At 33.1% G+C, this 19,709-nt stretch carries 11 protein-coding genes; 10 read left to right on the top strand and 1 reads right to left on the bottom strand.

Features of this window, described 5'->3' with window-relative positions; genetic code table 11:
- The first annotated feature begins 244 nt into the window (after positions 1 to 244).
- The 9 genes from ACKI44_RS02525 to ACKI44_RS02485 all read left to right on the top strand — a co-directional run bounded on the left by ACKI44_RS02525 (position 245) and on the right by ACKI44_RS02485 (position 16,314).
- Positions 245 to 1,270 (top strand): PIN domain-containing protein, encoded by a 1,026-nt coding sequence (locus tag ACKI44_RS02525; RefSeq protein WP_407421248.1) that lies wholly within the window; start codon positions 245 to 247, stop codon positions 1,268 to 1,270.
- A 133-nt stretch (positions 1,271 to 1,403) separates the two neighbouring features.
- Positions 1,404 to 3,110 (top strand): ATP-dependent nuclease, encoded by a 1,707-nt coding sequence (locus tag ACKI44_RS02520; protein WP_407421246.1) that lies wholly within the window; start codon positions 1,404 to 1,406, stop codon positions 3,108 to 3,110.
- Positions 3,111 to 4,841 (top strand): UvrD-helicase domain-containing protein, encoded by a 1,731-nt coding sequence (locus tag ACKI44_RS02515; RefSeq protein WP_407421244.1) that lies wholly within the window; start codon positions 3,111 to 3,113, stop codon positions 4,839 to 4,841.
- A 161-nt stretch (positions 4,842 to 5,002) separates the two neighbouring features.
- Entirely contained in the window at positions 5,003 to 6,226 is a 1,224-nt protein-coding gene (locus tag ACKI44_RS02510; protein ID WP_407421242.1) for a nucleotide sugar dehydrogenase, read from the top strand.
- A 450-nt stretch (positions 6,227 to 6,676) separates the two neighbouring features.
- Entirely contained in the window at positions 6,677 to 7,138 is a 462-nt protein-coding gene (locus ACKI44_RS02505) for a hypothetical protein (protein WP_407421240.1), read from the top strand.
- A gap of 5 nt (positions 7,139 to 7,143) precedes the next feature.
- Positions 7,144 to 8,610: a hypothetical protein gene (locus tag ACKI44_RS02500; protein ID WP_407421238.1), complete on the top strand. Its 1,467-nt coding sequence runs from the start codon at positions 7,144 to 7,146 to the stop codon at positions 8,608 to 8,610.
- Between the two features lie 74 nt (positions 8,611 to 8,684).
- Complete coding sequence (locus ACKI44_RS02495) at positions 8,685 to 11,048, top strand: hypothetical protein (RefSeq protein ID WP_407421236.1); 2,364 nt, start codon at positions 8,685 to 8,687, stop codon at positions 11,046 to 11,048.
- A 192-nt stretch (positions 11,049 to 11,240) separates the two neighbouring features.
- Positions 11,241 to 13,547, top strand: coding sequence for a hypothetical protein (locus ACKI44_RS02490; RefSeq protein WP_407421234.1), 2,307 nt, complete (start codon positions 11,241 to 11,243; stop codon positions 13,545 to 13,547).
- A gap of 190 nt (positions 13,548 to 13,737) precedes the next feature.
- On the top strand, positions 13,738 to 16,314 hold the full coding sequence (locus tag ACKI44_RS02485; protein ID WP_407421232.1) for a hypothetical protein: 2,577 nt from the start codon (positions 13,738 to 13,740) through the stop codon (positions 16,312 to 16,314).
- Positions 16,315 to 16,402: 88 nt separating this feature from the next.
- Here ACKI44_RS02485 and ACKI44_RS02480 read toward each other — a convergent pair whose 3' ends face one another.
- Positions 16,403 to 16,966 carry an Ig-like domain-containing protein gene (locus ACKI44_RS02480; RefSeq protein WP_407421230.1) on the bottom strand — a complete coding sequence of 188 codons (564 nt, stop codon included), beginning with the start codon at positions 16,964 to 16,966 and terminating at the stop codon, positions 16,403 to 16,405.
- Positions 16,967 to 17,124: 158 nt separating this feature from the next.
- Between ACKI44_RS02480 and ACKI44_RS02475 the strand changes: the two genes are divergently transcribed.
- Positions 17,125 to 19,467, top strand: coding sequence for a hypothetical protein (locus tag ACKI44_RS02475; protein WP_407421228.1), 2,343 nt, complete (start codon positions 17,125 to 17,127; stop codon positions 19,465 to 19,467).
- Positions 19,468 to 19,709: the final 242 nt, after the last annotated feature.

The following is a 19,709-nucleotide window of genomic DNA, read 5'->3' as shown; positions in this document are numbered from 1 at the left end:
TATTTTTATTTTACAGGTTTTGTTATATTAATTATTCGTTGAAGTATTATTATATTTTACTTTTTAAGTAAGTGTTTTATTGTATGAATTTTTCATATTCTGAAAGGGATTTTTACTACCGGAGATCCTTGCTTAAATTTTCATGGAAAATATAGTGTATTTATCACAGTTTTGGTAAAATAAATATTTTCATCACTAATCAAAATTAAATTAATTTTTATATGTTGAAAATCAATATTTAATCATGCAATCAAGTATAGAACTTGCAATAATAGTGGATACTAATGTTTTCACTCCGAGTAAAAATAAAACAAGGGATTTATCTAAATTGCCTTTGGATGAATATTATAAAATTTTAAAAACTCTTGAATTAAATGATTTAAAATATGAAATAGATATTTTATTTCCAGAAATTGTGTTGCTTGAATTAATATCTCATCATAAAACTCGTATGTATGATGATCTTAAACAATTAGCGAAATTCAATAGGGAGTTTGCTAATTTTGAAAATATTCAAATTGAAGGATATAGTGATTTTGATGTTGAAAATTATTGTGAAGAATTAAAGGAAAAGTATTTCAAGGAATTAAAAATTATTAATATTCCATCACAAAAAGATAAACTATTTGAATCTATTCTGGGGATGTCATTATATAAAATGCCTCCTTTTATCAATGGAAAATCTGATAAAGGATTTAAAGATTCAATATTATTTTTATCAATATTGAAGTTTGCTGAAACAAAAATTTATGATAAGTATTTGTTATTTTCTAAGGATAATGGATTTATTGAAAATAAGAAAAAATTAGAATCCCAATTTCAAAATCATGTTAAACAGTTTAGAAAATTTGATAATTATGATAAATTGGAAATAATTAAGGGTAAAAATATAATGAAATATATTGATGAGGAATTTAAGCTTTTTAAAGATTTAAGAGAATATATTTCACATCATTTCTTCAATATACTTGATGAACAATATGAAAATGCAATGAATATTGAAATAAATAAGATGGATTATGATATTGATGAATGTGAATTAAATGAAGATGATACGACTATTCATCAGTTGGATGAAAATGAATTTGAAGTAGAATTCTTCATTCATGTTTATATTGTCTGTAGTGATTATTATGTGGATTTTGGGGGTTGGCATGATTCTATTGAAACCAAAAATATTATACAATCTGAAGGTTACTTATTCAGGAAAGATAATGACAAATGGAGTTATGAATTAAATTGGCGTACATATGATGTAGATTTTTATTAATCCTGTAAATGAAGTTTAAAGGAAAAATTTGGTTTTTTCCAAAAATTCAACTCAAATTTCTCACATGATTTATATAAATTTATTATATAATGAACTAAAATAATTTAATTAAATAAAATTACTAATGGATAATATGTTTTTAGAAAAATTCAGAATAAAAAATTTTAGAGGAATAGATGATTTAACATTAACTTTTAACAAAGGTTTAAATATTTTAATTGGTGAGAATAATTCAGGGAAAACTAGAATTATTGATGCTTTAAGGTTTTGCTTAAGTTATAAAGATGTTGATCGGACTATTTACATTAATGAAAGAGATTTCACAGTGGGGTTACCAGAAACTGAACCTATAGAATTTTCATTATATTTTCAAATTGAAACGGATGAACAAAACATATTTTTCGAAATATTCAATCCTGAAACAGAATATTTTGAAATACATTTCAAGTATTATATTAAAATGCAAAATAATCGGAAAAGAATTTATAATAAAGTCTGGGGTGGGCCTTTTGAAGGCCAACAAGTTCCTGAAGAAATTTTTCATATATTATATCATGTTTATTTGGATCCATTAAGAGATTATGGAAAATATCTACGTCCAGGTAGAAACAATATCTTAGGTAAGTTTTTCACAAAGATTAAATCTGAAGAATATGATAAAACAGAATTAATTCAAGATTTAAATGAAAAAATTAATCATCATGAAATCATAAATTTCATTGAAAATTCCAAAAAAGAGCATATTGATTATCATTTAGATGGAATGACTCATAATGACTTTCCACAATTTAATATTAATTTAATTCCAAATGAATATGATAAATTTGTTAAAAATTTTTTTATAACCCTACCTATTGATGGAGGTAATTTAGAATTATCACAAAATGGTTTGGGGTATAATAATTTGATTTACATGTCGATATTATTGGGAAATTTAAAAGATTCTGATAATGAAGAAATTGCATATACTGCACTATGTATTGAAGAACCAGAAGCTCATTTACATCCACAATTACAGAAATCATTTTTTAATTATTTAATGAGCTATTTGGATGAGGATTACCCTTTCCAAATTTTTATAACTTCTCATTCTCCAATTTTAGTTGCACATTCAAATTTGGATTCATTAATTATTTTAGAGAATATTAATAACAAAATAAATGCAATTAATTGGTATGCATTAAATTTGGATGAAAAAGATATTAATCATTTTAAAAAATTTTTTCCAATGGGAAAATCTAATTTATTATTTGCTAAAAAAGTTATTTTCGTTGAGGGAGCCACTGAACGATTATTATTGCCCTTTTTTGCAAAGATAAAACAAACTTCGTTTGAAAATGAAAATATTGAATTAATAGAACTTGGTAGTATCAATAATGTTTTTCATTATGCAAATCTGTTTTTAAATAGTGAAGAAAAAGAATATTTAAAAAAGAAATGTGCAATATTGGTAGATAATGACAAAGATAATCCCCATGATCAATGTAATGAAAATACTATAAAATTATGGGAGGAATATCGTGGAGACAATATTGGTATTTTTATTTCTGAAAAAGATTTTGAATTTGAAATTATTAATTCAAATAAAAATAATAATGAACTTTTGAGTTATTTATTATTGGATAAAAATATTGTAACTAATATAAAAAGAACTAAGAAATTTTTAAATAATTTAACTGAAGAATCAGTCTCAGATAATTTGGTCTATGATTATATAAATGAAGTAAAATTTAAAAAAACAAATTTACCGATAAAAATTATTGAGGAATGGGAAAACTTAGAAGGATTTCAGATTCCAGAAGTGATTGAAAATTTATTTAAGTTTTTAAAAGAGGATTAGATGGATTTTACAAAAAAACAAAAGGATATTTTGGATAAAAATAAAAATGGATTATTTGTTGTTAAAGCAGCTCCGGGTAGTGGAAAAACATATACAATCACTAAAAAAGCGATTGACATTATAAAAAATTGGGATTTGTCTGGGGGTTTAGCACTCTTATCTTTTACAAATATTGCTATTGATGAGATGAGGAATACATTTAAAAAATTTGACAGTTCCTTTGAAATCAAACATCCTCATTTTATAGGTACTTTAGATAGTTTTATTAATAATTATATTTTTCTACCATTTGGGCATCTAGAAATGGGTTGTAAATGTCGTCCACGCCTTGTTGGAAAACCATTTAACAATTGGGTTGGAAAATTTTATGCACAACAACAATTTTGTGAAATTGCTCGCAATATCTCTGGAGAATGGGACAGAGTTCCAGGTTCAAATTTGGAAAAGAATTGGAAATCAAAACCACAAATACTTCATGAAAAAAAGAGATTGATTAAGTTAGGTTATGCTAATCGTGCAGATGCACATTATTATGCTTTAAAAATTTTGAAAAACCATGAAAATATTTTAAAATTATTAATTAAACGTTTTCCATATATTATTCTTGATGAAGCGCAAGACACTTCAGAAATTCAGATGGAAATTCTCAATACTTTAGTTAATTATGGATTATCGAACTTAATACTGGTTGGTGATTCAGAACAAGCGATTTATGAATGGAATGATTCTAATCCTATGCTATTTGAAAATAAATTTCAAGAATGGAAATCTGATTCTATTAAATTGACTGAAAACTTTCGATGCAGTTCATCAATTTGTGAGTTTGTATCAAAATTTTCACATACTACTTTTGTTTCAAAAAATGATGAAGATATTTTAGAAATAAAACCTATTTTTAAAACATATTCTAATGAAAATACTGATATTAAAACTATTATTAATGAATTTAATCAATATTGTGATTCAAATAAAATTCAAAAAGATAATAACTCAAGAGCAGTCTTATTTCGGGGGGAATCATTTGCAAATAACTTTAAAGAGAATGGTTTTCAATTTAATATATATAAAATTTTTCCAGGTTATGATTTAGAAAATACATTTACAAGATATGTTGTGTTAGGTAAATATTTATGGGATTTGGAGTTTAAAAGTGAAGGATTTAATTTATTGGAAAAGGCATATCTTATGCTGGAAGAAAATGATGGGTTTGTGGATTATGAACAAATTAACTTATCAATTGAAAATAAAGGTTTATTAAAACATAGAAAAGATATTTTAAAGTTTATCGACGGAATTCCTAATGTTAATTCTAGTACAGATATAAATAATTGGATAAATCATATCAATTCGGTTTTTGAATGGACTATTGAATTAAAAAAACGAAAAAATATACAAAATTCAAATTTTGATGGAAAATTTAAAGATATCCAATTGGATTTAGATAAATACCATACTGATTGTCATTTTGGAACAATACACAGTGTGAAAGGGAGATCATTTAGAGCTGTTTTATTAGTTCTGAAAGAAAAAGCAGGTAATGGAAAAAAGTACAGTAAAATGTTTGAAAATTATGATTTATTAAAAGAGGAAGAATTAAGAATTCCCTATGTTGCTATGACAAGAGCAAAAGAGATATTGTGGATTGCAATACCTGAGCAGGAAAAAAGAGCTTGGAATAGAAAGGCAAGTATAAATCCAAATCCTCGTTCTATACAGCAAACATTATTCTGATAAATGATTCACTATCGGCAGGATTATTTGTAATATGTATTATGTAGGAATTAATTATTAAAAAGCATTAAATCTTAATGGTTAAGTTTTCACAAAAAACTAACAATTATAAAGACCAAAATCTAATAATTTATACAAAAGATAAAATAGGAGAAAATCAAATGAAAATTACAGTTGCAGGTGTAGGATATGTCGGTCTTTCACTAGCTGTCCTACTCGCTCAAAAACATGACGTTACAGCAATCACAACTACAGAATCAAAAGCAGAAAAGCTTAATCAGTTTATAAGTCCAATTCAGGATGACGAGATAGAAAGATTTTTCAAAGAGGTCCGTGAAGGACAAAGAAAACTGAACCTTCACACAACAACAGACAAGGAAGCGGCTTATAAAAGCGCCGATTTGGTTATCATTGCAACACCAACGAATTATGATGATGTCAATAACTTCTTTGACACCTCTGCCGTTGAGGATGCAATAGAGTGGACTTTAAAAGTCAACCCGGATGTCCTGATGGTCATCAAGTCAACGATACCTGTGGGCTACACGGAATCCGTCAGAGAAAAATACGGAATAAAAAACATCATATTCTCTCCGGAATTCCTCCGTGAGTCAAAAGCACTTTACGACAATCTCCATCCGAGCAGGATTGTAGTCGGATGTGACGACGAGCAAAAAGAAGATGGAGAAATGTTTGCAAATCTTTTGCTTGAAGGTGCAAGAGAGGAAGAAAAAAGAGCAGGTTCCTTCAGACAGGACATTCCAATACTTTTAACACACTTGACCGAAGCCGAGGCAATCAAGCTATTTGCAAACACTTACCTTGCAGTGCGTGTAAGTTACTTCAATGAACTTGATACCTATGCCCAGACCAAAGGCCTTGATACACAGATGATTATAGACGGAGTATGTATGGATCCCCGTATTGGCGGACACTACAACAATCCGTCATTCGGATATGGCGGATACTGCCTTCCTAAGGATACAAAACAGCTTTTGGCAAACTATAAGGATGTTCCACAGACCATGATAGAGGCCGTTGTCAATTCAAATAAGGTACGTAAGCATTTCATTGCCGATGAAATCATTTCAAGAAATCCTGAAACCGTTGGGGTTTACAGACTTACCATGAAAAGCAACAGTGACAACTTCCGTGCATCTGCAATACAGGACGTCATGAAACGCATAAAGGCAGAAGGAATTTCAATAATTATCTATGAACCTACCCTTGATGAGAGAAGTGAATTTTTAAAATCCGAAGTGGTAAATGACATTGACCGCTTTAAAAGTGAAAGTGATGTAATTCTTGCAAACCGTTTTGACACAGATATCCTCGGTGATGTTGCAGATAAGGTATATACAAGAGATCTGTTTAGAAGGGATTGATGATAAATAGTGTTTAATTGATTTAAACACTTCTTATTTTTTTTGTAGTAATCCTATTTTTTTCTTTTAAATTCATAAATCATTATCTGTAGTTAAATAGAATTTTTCCGCTTGTTTTTTTTTTACATTGAATAAAAATGGATATTGAAGTTAATTTTTTAAAACATTGGGGGAATGAAAATGGTGTGTGATTTCTGTGATTTAATTCCGGAGTGTTACATTAATAAGTCATTTTGATATCTAATTCATCACAATCATATTTTCCCAGTCAAATTGTATTTAATCATTACTCATATAGTTTTAAACATCATAATAGATTTTTTTTTAAAAACTTTGTGAGGATATCATAATAGCTATTTTTCACCAATGATTTGATATTTTTTTAATCGGTGATGTCCACATTATTTAAATAGAAGTTAATAGATAAATATTAACATACGAGGTGACTTAATGGAAAAGAAATCTTTAATTTTACTTGTTGTTTGCATACTCGTATTTTTCTTTGTAGCCTTATCATATGCGGGCGTTTTTGACCATGAAGAAAGCGTCAAAATTGGAGAAGTTACTTTTAAACTTCCTGAAGGCTATAAATATATTGGCGTTAACAAATACGGATATGAAACAGCTAGTAACGGATTGGATTCAGTTTATTTCGAATGTCATAATGACAAAAATATTTCAAAACATATCAAAGAGTATAAAGACGATTGTGATTCTAAAAACAAGACTTACAAAACATCAAATTTCACAGCAAACGGCATTAATGTCTACAAGCTTGTGGACAGCAAAAACGCAAGCCGTTACTGGTTTGTGCATGACGGCAAGACCTATTCCTTCCTCACCTGGAAGGAGGTAAATAAAATGGATGACATTGTAAAGTCTTTAATCAGCTCATCAATCGCTAAGGAGTGATTATCATGGAATTTAATAAAGAACATAAAGACATTATCGGTACTGCTTTTTTTGCATTGTCAATTGCAATGCTCGGTTATATGCTGGTATCTCCGTTAAATCAGATGATTATTCACGTTGATGAATATTTCACGTTGAGTGTTCTTCACTTCCCGATTACGGCTTTGCCGCAGGTCATTTCTTATGATGTTCATCCACCTTTCCACTATCTGCTTTTAAAGATAGTTACTGATATTTTAACCGCATTGGGACTTCAGGCTAACAAAATTTTTGCATATAAAATCATGTCAATTGTTCCTTATGCAATAATTCTTGTTTTGTCTTTTACAAAAATCAGAAAGGAGTACGGATATCTGACTGCAGGACTTTTTGCATTTTCAATGGCTGTAATGAGTGAATTTTTACCATATTATTCAGTAATAAGAATGTACAGCTGGGCGATGCTGTTTTTAATATTGGCATTTGTCTTTTTAAGGGATGTTATAGATAAAAACGACACAAAATCATGGGCTTTACTTACTGCTTTTTCAGTTCTTGCAGCATATAGTCATTATTTTGCCGCTATTCCAGTAATATGTATTTATGTGGCATTTTTCTTTTATTTCCTGCGTGATAAGAAAAAAATTAAAAATTGCCTTATATCAGCTGTTTGCGGCATAGTCCTATATGTGCCATGGATACTCGCTTTAATGAATCAGTTGGCATTTGTAGGTGGAGGTTATTGGATTCCTGAGATATCTGCTAAAAATATAATAGGATTTTTTGGATATTTCGTCACATCTTCAAGAAACCTTTACACATGCATGTTTGCAATAGCTATTTTGGCTGTTCTTATAGTTTATTCAGCAAGACAGTTCAGAGATATTGATGAAACGGATAGATTTTATATTGTTACTGGGGTTTTGGCATACTTTGGAACAATTGTTATCGGAACAGCCGTTTCAATCATATTCAAACCGATACTGGTGGACAGATACCTCCTGCCTTCAGCCGCAATCCTGTGGTTTGTAATTTCTATATGGGCAGGTAAAGTCGAGGCCAAAAAGGAATTTTTAATAACATTCGGATTGATTTTATTATTACTCGCTGCTGGAATATCACAACTGGGATCATGCAATGATTTCTGGACAACGAACAACTGGAACAAGGAAGCCTTCTTTGACCAGGTGGCCAATGACAACTCCTCAATTGTAATCAACCATCCAAGCAACAGGATGTTTTACATGGAATATGGAAACACAACCGAGATGTATCTCTTAAACCCTCCAGATAAACTCTACGGTTACAAGCTGAGTGAGCTGCATGATCTGTTTGACTTTAAGGAGATTTCCAAGGAGGATATTCCAAAACTGGTTCAGAACAATACGGATAAAAACATATACATCATATCCGCGAAACCTACTTTCGACAAGAATCTCACGACTCAGCCGATAATTAAAACAAACACCGTATCATTTTTAGAAGTTCAATAAATATGGGTTAACGCCCATATTTTTCAACTTTTTTTTAAAATAATATAAATATTAGCCACAACATATATCACTTTATGACAAGAAAACTTTTAATTTTATTTTCTCTGATTGCATTAATCTGTTCAATGGCCGCCGTATCGGCTGCAGATGATGCAAGTCAAACATTTTCGGACACGTCAATTCTGGCAAGTACCGACGGTGGTACTTTCACGGAGTTGCAGGAAAAGGTAAATAATGCAGAAGAAGGTTCAACAATAAATTTGGAAAATGACTATGCTTATGACGATGCTTTTTCAAATAATGGTATCTTTATCAATAAATCATTGACAATAGATGGGAAAGGACACACTCTTGACGGGAAAAACAGCGCCCGAATTTTCAGTATTGCTGATGAAGACCTTGTGGGATCTGAAATTAACCTCAATGTCACTTTAAAAAACATTAATTTCATAAACGCCAATGCTTCTTCAGGAGGAGCCATTGATATATGGGGAGTTAACATCACCATTTTAAACTGTACTTTTAAAGACAACACTGCTGGTATTGGCGGAGCAATCTGGATGGGATGTTCGAGGGCGTTAATTGACAATTCCCAATTTATAGGAAATGCACTTTCAGAGTCTATAAGCGGATGCGGTGCTGCAATCTGCTTTGCGTATAATTTTGATGGAACTGTAGTTTCAAATTCCGTATTCAACAACAACCAGGCACGTGAATACCTTGCCAGCGGATTGTGGCCTGATTTTGAATATGAAAACGGTGTTGTTTATCTCTTGAGCTCTGACGGATTGCTGGACCATCAAATTGATTTTTATGTTGACTGGGGAATTTATCCTACCATTACATTTACAAATGTTTCATACAATGAATTTAAAAACCAGTCATTTGTATCTGATGAGAAAAAATTAAGCTATGGCCTGGACAATAGGACAATAAGATTTGAAGTCTATGATGGGGATAATCTTTTGATTAACACAACAAATGTCACTGAAAACGGAAAAGCCCAAATTGATTACAAAAATGCAAGTTTAGGTGATCTGGTATTAATTGAGGCTTATTATAAAAACCTCACCTATGTCCAGTCATTTGAATATAAAAGGGATTCCAATTTCACGATGTCAGTTGAAAATATTCGCCTTGGTGAAGACTTGCTAATCAATTTTGACATTTCTCCCGAAATCGAAAATTATGATGAAGCTAAGGGCTACTGCAAAATTTGGAATATATATGGTGATTTTCCGGTTTATTCCAGTTATTTTAATTTTAAAGATAAAAACATCACCATAAAATATCCAAATTATTCATCTCCGGGAAATTATACAGTAACCCTTTATTTTGAAGGTGATGAGAATTTCTCTTCAAAATATATCACAAGGGCATTTGAAATCTATCCTGTTGATTACAACACAACCGGAAACAAAACGGTAATAACTGCAGATTACTTTTATAAAACATTTGGTGACAATAAAAGGTTATATGTTAATCTGACTGATGCTGACTTAAATCCTTTAAAAAACAAGGAAATTTCAATCGAGATTAATGGAATGACCTATACAAGAACTACTGATGACAATGGCCGTGCATCAATCGCCATTAACCTGGATGTGGGTTATTATACATATATTGTTTCATTTGGTGGTGACAGTGACTATGCGCCGAGCATTGATTTTTCATATATTTCAATCGACTCTTCAATTTCCATGGCTTACATGGAGAAATTCTGCAAGGGTCCGGAACCTTTCGAAGCCCAGTTTTTCAACAGTTACGGCAGTACCTTATCTGGAGGTACGGCAACTTTCAACATCAACGGAGTATTTTACGAGAGAAAAATCAACTCTGAAGGTTATGCAAAGTTAAACATCAATCTGGATCACGGCGAATATATCATTACTGCAACAAATCCTGTTACCGGTGAGATGAGCTCTTCAACAATCTGTATTTTACCTACAATTACAGAAAATCATGACTTGGTCAAGTATTACAGAAACGATTCACAGTATGTCGTTAAGCTTGACGGCGATTTGACAGATAAAAAGGTAACCTTTAACATCAACGGAGTTTTCTATGAAAGATATGCAAATGAAACAGGTCATGTTAAGCTTAACATCAATCTCCAGCCAGGCGAGTATATAATAACCGCCGAGCATAACGGATGTCGAGTTGCAAATAATATTAAAGTGTTACCTGTTTTAAATGCGACAGACCTGAAGATGACTTACAGGGACGGTTCCAAGTTCAATGTTACGCTTTTAAATGGTGAAGGTAAAGTATATCCTGGTCAAAACGTAACGTTTAACGTAAATGGTGTTTTCTATAATAGAACTACTGACGTTAACGGAGTAGCTCATTTAAACATCAATCTGATGGCAGGCGAGTACATCATCACCTCAAGCTACAACGGCTCAAACATTGCAAATAAAATTACCATTTCAAGTTAAAGATTAACCTCTTTAACTTGTATTTTTTATTAAATTTTTGTCTAATTTTATTTATCTGTTTAATTTTTCTTTTTTTTATTAAAAACGAAGTCATTTTCTGTTAAATCACCATATTTTTATACATCTTTTGATAAAATTTTATTCATAGTTAGTTATTTTTTTAAGAAATTATTAAAAGGATGGGTAATTAAAATGAAAAAGAAAATGATGATTATGATTTGTCTGATTGTATTTATATTTTCAATAGCTGGCGTATCGGCCGGAAATCAGGCAATTAATGGCACTGACAATAATGTTGGTGGTACGGATACATTAGCAGTATCCTTAGGTAATGGCGAAACTCTTGGAAGTGCTGACGGCGGCACTTTCGCAGAATTGCAAAAAAAGATTGATGAAGCTTTCGAAGGCTCAACAATCAATCTGGAAAATGATTATAGCTCAAAAGAATATACTGGGATGTCAATTACAAAATCCCTGACCATAAACGGGAATGGCCACACAATCGATGCGCAAAATAATGGATACATATTTGATATAGAATCCGATAATGTCGTATTGAAAAACATTACTTTCACCAATGCTTATGTGATTTATATGATTCCTTCAAGAAATTTTGGTGCTGCTATTAATATCGATGCAGACAATGCTATTATTCAGGACTGTAATTTCAGGAATAATTCAATGGATTTAGCCATTGGTGATGCTTTTGGGGGTGCAATTTCATGTAATGGAAATTTAAAGATTATAAATTCCGTTTTTGAAGGTAATGATGTCAATGGCGGCACCTCTTCTAACGGTGGTGCAATTTACTCTTCGGGTAATTTGAATCTTTTAAATTCACGTTTTATTTCCAATAGTGTTAGGGGTACTGAAGGAGAGGGTGCTGCAGTTTATTGTAATGGTCATTTGACGGTTAATGGCTGCAGCTTTGAAGATAATATTCTTGCATCATGGGATGCTGTTGATGGCGGTGCCATTCACTGTAACGGCGATGTGGATGTTGTCAATTCCAGTTTTATTTCCAATGGATGTGGTTCTGGTATCATGGGTTTTGGTGGAGCCATATATTCAAAAGGCACTGTTGATGTTTCAGATTCTAATTTTACAGGCAATTCACTCTCTTGTTATGATGTTGCTGGTGGAGCAATCTATGCAAGCACTGTAAATGCCAAAAATTCAGTATTCATCGACAATTATGTTGAAGCTGAATCCAATTCATATATTACTCCATCGGCTGTGGGGGGCGCAATACGATCTGGAAAAGCAGATATCCGTGGCTGTGAATTCATAAACAATTCTGCTTCAGGTGCTGATGAACAACCCGGCATTGGCGGTGCTATCCGTACAAATGACATTACAAATATTGAAGGGTCTAATTTCATAAGTAATTCTGCCGACGACGGTGAATCCCTATGGGTATATGAGGCTTTCACAAGCATTGAGAACTGCAGTTTTATCAACAATGACTATACTCTTGCAAATGCTTCTTTTAAAATTTATGCTCGGGAATTGGTTAAATATTATGGCGGTTCTGAACGATTTAATGCTGAAGTGACCTGTAATGATACTGCGGTTCGTGATGCCCGTGTCACGATTTCAATCAATGGCATTGATTACTATAGGTCTACTAACAGGTATGGAATGGTTTCAATGGCCATTAATCTGGGCTGCGGAAAATATGATGTTGCGGTTAAATATGGAACTTATATGGTCAATTCAACGATTACGGTAAAATCTACAGTTTCCGGTGAAAACATCACCAAAACATTCAGGAACGCAACACAGTACTATGCTAAGTTTGTAGATACCAATGGTTATTTGTTAATAAATTCCATGGTTCGCTTTAACATCAACGGTGTTTTCTACACTAGAAACACTGATTCTTCCGGTGTTGCCAAATTAAACATTAATCTAAACCCTGGTGAGTACATAATCACTGCCATTAACACAAATTCCGGTGAGATGTATTCAAATGTTGTTACGGTTCTTCCTAATATCGCTGAAAATCATAATCTGACAAAGTATTACAGAAACGATTCACAGTATGTTGTAAGGCTTTTGGATGATGGGGGAAATCCTGTCGGTGCAGGCGTTAACGTGACATTTAACATCAATGGTGTTTTATACACAAGAACCACCAACGCAACAGGTCATGCCAAACTCAACATTAATCTTGAGCCAGGTACTTACATAATTACTGCAATGTATAAAGACTTAATGCTTTCAAACACAATTACAGTACTCCCTGTTCTTGAAGCCAAGGATTTGACGATGAAATATCTTGACGGATCCAAGTTTGAGGCGAAACTGCTTGACGGTGAGGGCAATCCTTACTCAGGTCAAAATATAACGTTTAATGTCAACGGTGTTTTCTACGATAGAACTACTGATGATTCAGGCATTGCCCGCTTGAACATCAATCTGATGCCTGGTGAATACATTATCACCTCAAGCTACAAGGGTTCAAACATTGCAAACAGAATTACTATTTCAAGTTAAGGATTAATCTCTTTAACTTGTTTTTTTATTAAATTTTTGTCTGATTTTTCTATATTTGTTTAATTTTTCTTTTTTTTATTAAAAACGAAATTATTTTCTTTAAAATAGTCATATTTTTATACATCTTTTAATAAAATTTTAATTATATTTAGGTATTTTTTAAATTAATGTAAAATGGGGGTTATTTAAAATGAGAAAAATACTTTTAATAATGTCTTTGATTTTATTTATCTCAATAGCTGGCGTATCGGCAGAGGATTTAAATCAGGATATTTCACTAATGCAAAGTCCTGACGGCGGTACTTTCGCCGAACTCCAGGATAAAATTAACAATGCCGATGAAGGCTCAAAAATAAAATTAGAAAACAATTACACTTATGAAGATTCATTTAAAGACGGATACATTACAATTTCCAAAAACATCACTGTTGACGGTGACGGCCACACAATAGATGCAAAGTCTGCTTCAGGAATATTCAATATAAATGCTGCAGGTGTTGTTTTAAATAATATTATATTTGTCAATGCTGTTTCAGATAATGGTGTTGGTGGAGCAATTTATTCTACTGACACTTTAAGCATTAATAACTGTATATTTACAGATTCTATCTCTCCTATTTATTCAGAAAGTGATTTGACAGTCATAAATTCTACTTTCAAGGGAAATGTCAATGATTATAATGGCGGTGCGATTTATTCCAGTGGAAGTTTAACTGTTAAAGATTCTGATTTTAGGGAAAATTTCGCAAATTATGGTTCTGGTGGTGCAATTTATGCTGCTGGTGATTTAACTGTTGCTAACTGTAATTTTGACAGTAATGATATTTTGGGATGGGATTATGAAGGTTCTGCTTATGGCGGAGCAATCTATTCAAGTGGAGTTTCAAAAATTTCTGATTCCACTTTTACAAACAGTACCGGTGCAATTTATTCTGTATGCAACATGGAAGTTACAAATTCCAGATTTAAAGATAATGATAATGAATATGGTGGTGGTGCAATTTATTCAGAAGGTAATTTGAATATTTCAGATTCCATTTTTGAAGATAATGTCGCTGAAATGGGGGGTGCAGTTTACTCAAGAGGTAATTTAATGGTATCAAATTCTGTTTTTTCAGGTAATTTCGCTGAAGAGGGCGGCGCCATCTTTTTTGTGGGAAGTGCGACTGTTGAGGATTCCAATTTTACGGATAATGCTGCCCATTGGCTTGGCGGAGGTGCAATTTACGCCAACGGTGATTTAAGTGTTAACTCAAGTAACTTTATAGCTAATGATGCATTCGACTGGGATCATCAGGGAAATATCGGAGGAGCCATTCACTCATTAGGACCTCTTAACGTTACATACTCCAGTTTTATAAACAATACTGGCGGAGACGGACATGAAATAGCAAATAATGCAATATATGGCTATGCAGCATATGCAGATATTACATACTCCACATTCGTAAACAACAACGTAATCCTTGACAAATTTTCATCCGCCTTTGATCTGGATTTTAATTCAACGGCAGTTCCTTCAGGCGAGGGGGTCATGATTTCTGCCATATTCAATGATAAAAACATTACTGGAAATGTGACGATTCGGATAAACGATGGTGAAAAAGAAGTAGTTCCAATAGTAAACGGCACTGCTCATTTAGCACTCTTTGATTTGACTCCAGGAACATATACTGTAAATGCAGAATACCTTGAAAGCGAATACTGGTGGGGATGCTCTCGTAGTGCCATATTCAATGTCTATTCAGGACAATATGTCATTGAAGCACCATATCTCGTTAAATATTGCGGCGGTGAGGAACGCTTTGCCGTAAACGTGCGTGAAATTGACGGAAAGGCAGTTTCAGGTGAAAAAGTCATCATAATCATCAATGGTGAGGAATATTCAAGAACAACAAATGACGACGGTTACGCTTCAGTTGCCGTTAACTTAAACAGCGGCAAATATAATGTAACGGTTAAGTGCGGGGATTCGGAGGTCCCATCATCAATCACTGTAAAATCAACTGTAAGCGGTAAAAACATTACAAAAACATTTAGAAACGCAACTCAGTACTACGCTGAGTTTCTAGACACCGAAGGTTATCTGTTAACAAATTCCATGGTTCGCTTTAACATCAATGGCGTTTTCTATGATAGATTAACCAATGATGACGGTGTTGCCAAATTAAACATCAATTTAAATCCTGGCGAATACATTATAACTGCCATTAACACTAATTCCGGTGAAATGTATTCAAATGTGGTTACGGTACTCTCCAATATCGCTGGAAATCATAATCTGACCAAGTATTACAGAAACGATTCACAGTATGTCGTAAGACTTTTGGATGATGAGGGCAAACCTGTCGGTGCAGGCGTTAACGTGACATTTAACATCAATGGTGTTTTATACACAAGAACCACCAACGCAACAGGTCACGCTAAACTCAACATTAATCTGGAGCCTGGAACTTACATCATTACTGCAATGTATAAGGATTTGATGACGTCAAACACTATTACAGTACTCCCTGTTCTTGAAGCCAAGGATTTGAACATGAAATATCTTGACGGATCCAAGTTTGAAGCTAAACTGGTCAATGGCGAAGGTAATCCTTACGCAGGCCAGAACATAACCTTCAATGTCAATGGCGTTTTCTACGATAGGACTACTGATGATTCAGGTATTGCCCGCTTGAACATCAATCTGATGCCTGGCGAGTACATCATCACCTCAAGCTACAACGGCTCAAACATTGCAAACAGAATTACCATTTCAAGTTAGGGATTAATCTCCTTAACTCTTTTTTTTTAAAAAATACAATATGGGAGATTTTTATAAAATGAATTCTAACAATCATATTTGGAATTCATTAATTAGGCCCATGATAATACTTTCCATTGTCATACGTCCAAAGGTCTCCATCCTTTGTTGTGATTAGATATACTTCGCCGGTGACAGGACTTCCATCATCCCAATAATACCTTCTGCTCCATTGTGCATCGGCAAATCTTGATGAAGTAGATGATGATGAATCCGTTTGCTTTTGAGCTTCTTTTATGCTTATTTTTTGAGTCAAACTGGAATCGGAATAATTGTCATTTCCGCTATAGGTAATGTTAACAGTATATTCTCCAACAGTTAATCCGTTTAACTGAAGCATTCCATTTCTCATTTCATCAGTTGTTACTTGTTGGGGGTTTTTACCACCATTTGCATCAACAATTGTTATTTCAACTGTCTGATTGGTTAGGGGAGTGCCATTAATATCGGCCAGTGAAATGGAAAAATAATCTCCGTCATATAATGTATCATTGCTTGTTACTGCAATCACGGAATCCGTTTTTGTATCAAATGGATTTAACATTACAATTCCCAAAACAACAAGCAGTGCTATGATTATTAAAAGCATTGAAATTATGATTTTGTTTTCCATGATGTTATATTGGTGGAGGATAATATAATATTTGCGAAATTGCAAAATATCATGTGCTATGTCTTTATTTATTTTTTTTCACCAAAAAACCCGTAAATCATTATGTTTTTATACAGTGTAAGATAGAATTTTAACTATATAAATGGAGGTTATTTTAAATGAAAAAAATACTTGCGCTGATGTGTTTGATAGTATTAATCTGTTCAATGGCTTGCGTTTCGGCAAGTGATATGAATCAGACTGTTGATGATACATCAGCTAATGATGAAAGTCTTGAAAGTGCTGACAGCGGTACTTTTACAGACCTTGAAAAGAAAATAGCTGATGCCAAGGATGGCTCAACACTAACTCTTGAAAGCGACTACGCCTACGATGGGGGTTTTGCTAAATCAGGCATTTTAATCGCAAAATCATTGACAATCGACGGAAACGGACACACCATTGACGCTAAAAATAGTGGAAGAATTTTCAATATTCTATCTCTAACCGCCAAACCGGTAACTTTAAAAAACATTAATTTCATCAACGCCAACTCCTCTACAGGGGGAGCCATTGAGGCAGTTAATTCAAAAATTATAATTGAAAACTGTACCTTTATAAACAACACCGCAAATGCAGGTGGTGCCATTCATCTCTTCTTTTCACAGCTTTCAGTTGACAATTCACAATTTGTCAATAATTCAATTATTAGTGATGATTCCTTAAATTGCGGTGCAGCAATCTGTATCTATGGCCAGGGAGACTTTACAATTTCAAACTCACTATTCAACAATAATATGGCAAAGGATTCTCTTCAAATTGACGAAGACGGAATCGCCTATCTTAAAAGCAGTGACGGAATTGCAGACCATCAGATTGAAATTCTCATTGACTGGGGAGATTTCCCGACCATGACGTTTACAAATGTTTCATATAATGAATTCAAAAATCAATATTACGTATTTAAAGAAGAAGACTTGAACTATGGATTAAATAATAAAATAGTCAGATTTGAGGTCTATGATGACGATGAACTTTTAATCAACACGACCGGTGTCACAAAAAACGGGGAGGCTCAAATCGACTACAGCAGTCTGGATGTTGGCTATTATCTCTTAAAATGCTATTACAATAACCTCACTGACGAAGCGACAATTCATGTAAGAAGGGATTCCAATTTCACAATGTCTGTTGAGGACATTACAATCGGGGATGATTTAATAATCAGTTTTGACATTTCCTCTGAAATTGAAGGCTACGGTGAAGTTACTGGATCCTACTCAATCTGGTCAGGTCATGGTATGCAATATGATGACTTACCAGTATATGAGGGCATATTCAATTTCAAGGATAAAAATATCACAATATTCTATCCGTTTTCCGGTAACTATACTGTCAGGCTTGATTTTTCAGGCGATGACAATTTCTATCCGAAATATCTCTCCCAGACATTCAATATCTATCCTGCAGATTATAACACCACAGGAGAGGAAACGATTGTAAAAGTCGATAGCTTTTCAAAAAATTACGGTGAAAACAAAAGATTATACTTTGAATTGACTGACACCAACTCAAATCCTTTGAAAAATAAGGAAATCTCAGTTAAAATCAACGGTGTCACATATAAAAGAACCACTAATGACAAAGGCCAGTCATCAATTGCAATCAACCTGGATGCAGGTCAGTACTGGGCTTTTGTTTCATTTGAAGGCGACAGCGCTTACGCACCAAGCACAAACGTTTCACTGGTCAATGTTTACTCCACGATTTCCAGTTCTGATTATATGCACAAATACTGCAAGGGTCCGGAGCCGTTTGAAGCCCAGTTTTTAGACGTGAACGGAAATAATCTAACCGGAGGCATGGCAATTTTCAATATCAACGGAGTGATGTATGAAAGAAAAATCAGCTCTGAGGGTTATGCAAAGCTAAACATCAATTTGGACCACGGTGAGTATATCATCACTGCAGCCAATCCTGTAACCGGTGAGATGAAGGCTTCAACAATTGTAATTTCACCAACAATTACTGAAAATCATGATCTGGTCAAGTATTACAGAAACGATTCACAGTATGTAGTTAAACTTGACGGTGATTCACTGCTCTGGCTTGGCGAAAAGGTAACGTTCAACATCAACGGAGTATTTTATGACCGCTACGCTGATTTATTTGGTAACGTTAAGCTCAACATCAACCTTGAGCCTGGCGAGTATATAATAACCGCCGAGCATAAGGGGTGCACGGTTTCAAATAAGATTACGGTATTGCCTGTTCTTGAGGCCAAGGATTTGAACATGAAATATCATGACGGATCCAAGTTTGAAGCGAAACTCCTTGACGGTCAAGGTAATCCTTACGAAGGCCAGAAAGTAACATTTAACGTCAACGGTGTTTTCTATAATAGAACAACCGACGCCAATGGTGTTGCCCGCTTAAACATCAACCTGATGCCCGGTGTATACATCATTACCTCAAGTTACAACGGAATGAATATAGCAAACAAAATTACCATTTCAGGTTAGGGATTAACCTCCTTAACTTTAATTTTTTTTAAACACAATTGTTCGCAACAAATCGAACAATAATCAGTCTATTTTCATATATATTTTAGTATAAAAATTTTAACAAAAATTTTCCATATCTACGTTCAGTTTTCAACCAAAAACTTACTTGTTCATTCATTATTTTTTTTCATAATCCTTAACTAAAAATAAGACTTTCAGTTAATTTTCATACAAATTGCGCATTTTTGAAAAAATATATA

The sequence above is a fragment of the Methanobrevibacter sp. genome (assembly GCF_045646205.1).
Taxonomy (GTDB): domain Archaea; phylum Methanobacteriota; class Methanobacteria; order Methanobacteriales; family Methanobacteriaceae; genus Methanocatella.
The sequence above is the reverse complement of the archived record's forward strand: the minus strand, read 5'-3'. Positions and strand labels throughout refer to the sequence as shown.

What these genes read in the sequence shown, in the direction of transcription:
- ACKI44_RS02500 (WP_407421238.1), top strand. Translation starts at nt 7,144, where the DNA reads ATGGAATTTAATAAAGAACATAAAGACATTATCGGTACTGCTTTTTTT.
- ACKI44_RS02510 (WP_407421242.1), top strand. Translation starts at nt 5,003, where the DNA reads ATGAAAATTACAGTTGCAGGTGTAGGATATGTCGGTCTTTCACTAGCT.
- ACKI44_RS02485 (WP_407421232.1), top strand. Translation starts at nt 13,738, where the DNA reads ATGAGAAAAATACTTTTAATAATGTCTTTGATTTTATTTATCTCAATA.
- ACKI44_RS02515 (WP_407421244.1), top strand. Translation starts at nt 3,111, where the DNA reads ATGGATTTTACAAAAAAACAAAAGGATATTTTGGATAAAAATAAAAAT.
- ACKI44_RS02520 (WP_407421246.1), top strand. Translation starts at nt 1,404, where the DNA reads ATGTTTTTAGAAAAATTCAGAATAAAAAATTTTAGAGGAATAGATGAT.
- ACKI44_RS02505 (WP_407421240.1), top strand. Translation starts at nt 6,677, where the DNA reads ATGGAAAAGAAATCTTTAATTTTACTTGTTGTTTGCATACTCGTATTT.
- ACKI44_RS02480 (WP_407421230.1), bottom strand. Translation starts at nt 16,966, where the DNA reads ATGGAAAACAAAATCATAATTTCAATGCTTTTAATAATCATAGCACTG.
- ACKI44_RS02495 (WP_407421236.1), top strand. Translation starts at nt 8,685, where the DNA reads ATGACAAGAAAACTTTTAATTTTATTTTCTCTGATTGCATTAATCTGT.
- ACKI44_RS02490 (WP_407421234.1), top strand. Translation starts at nt 11,241, where the DNA reads ATGAAAAAGAAAATGATGATTATGATTTGTCTGATTGTATTTATATTT.
- ACKI44_RS02525 (WP_407421248.1), top strand. Translation starts at nt 245, where the DNA reads ATGCAATCAAGTATAGAACTTGCAATAATAGTGGATACTAATGTTTTC.
- ACKI44_RS02475 (WP_407421228.1), top strand. Translation starts at nt 17,125, where the DNA reads ATGAAAAAAATACTTGCGCTGATGTGTTTGATAGTATTAATCTGTTCA.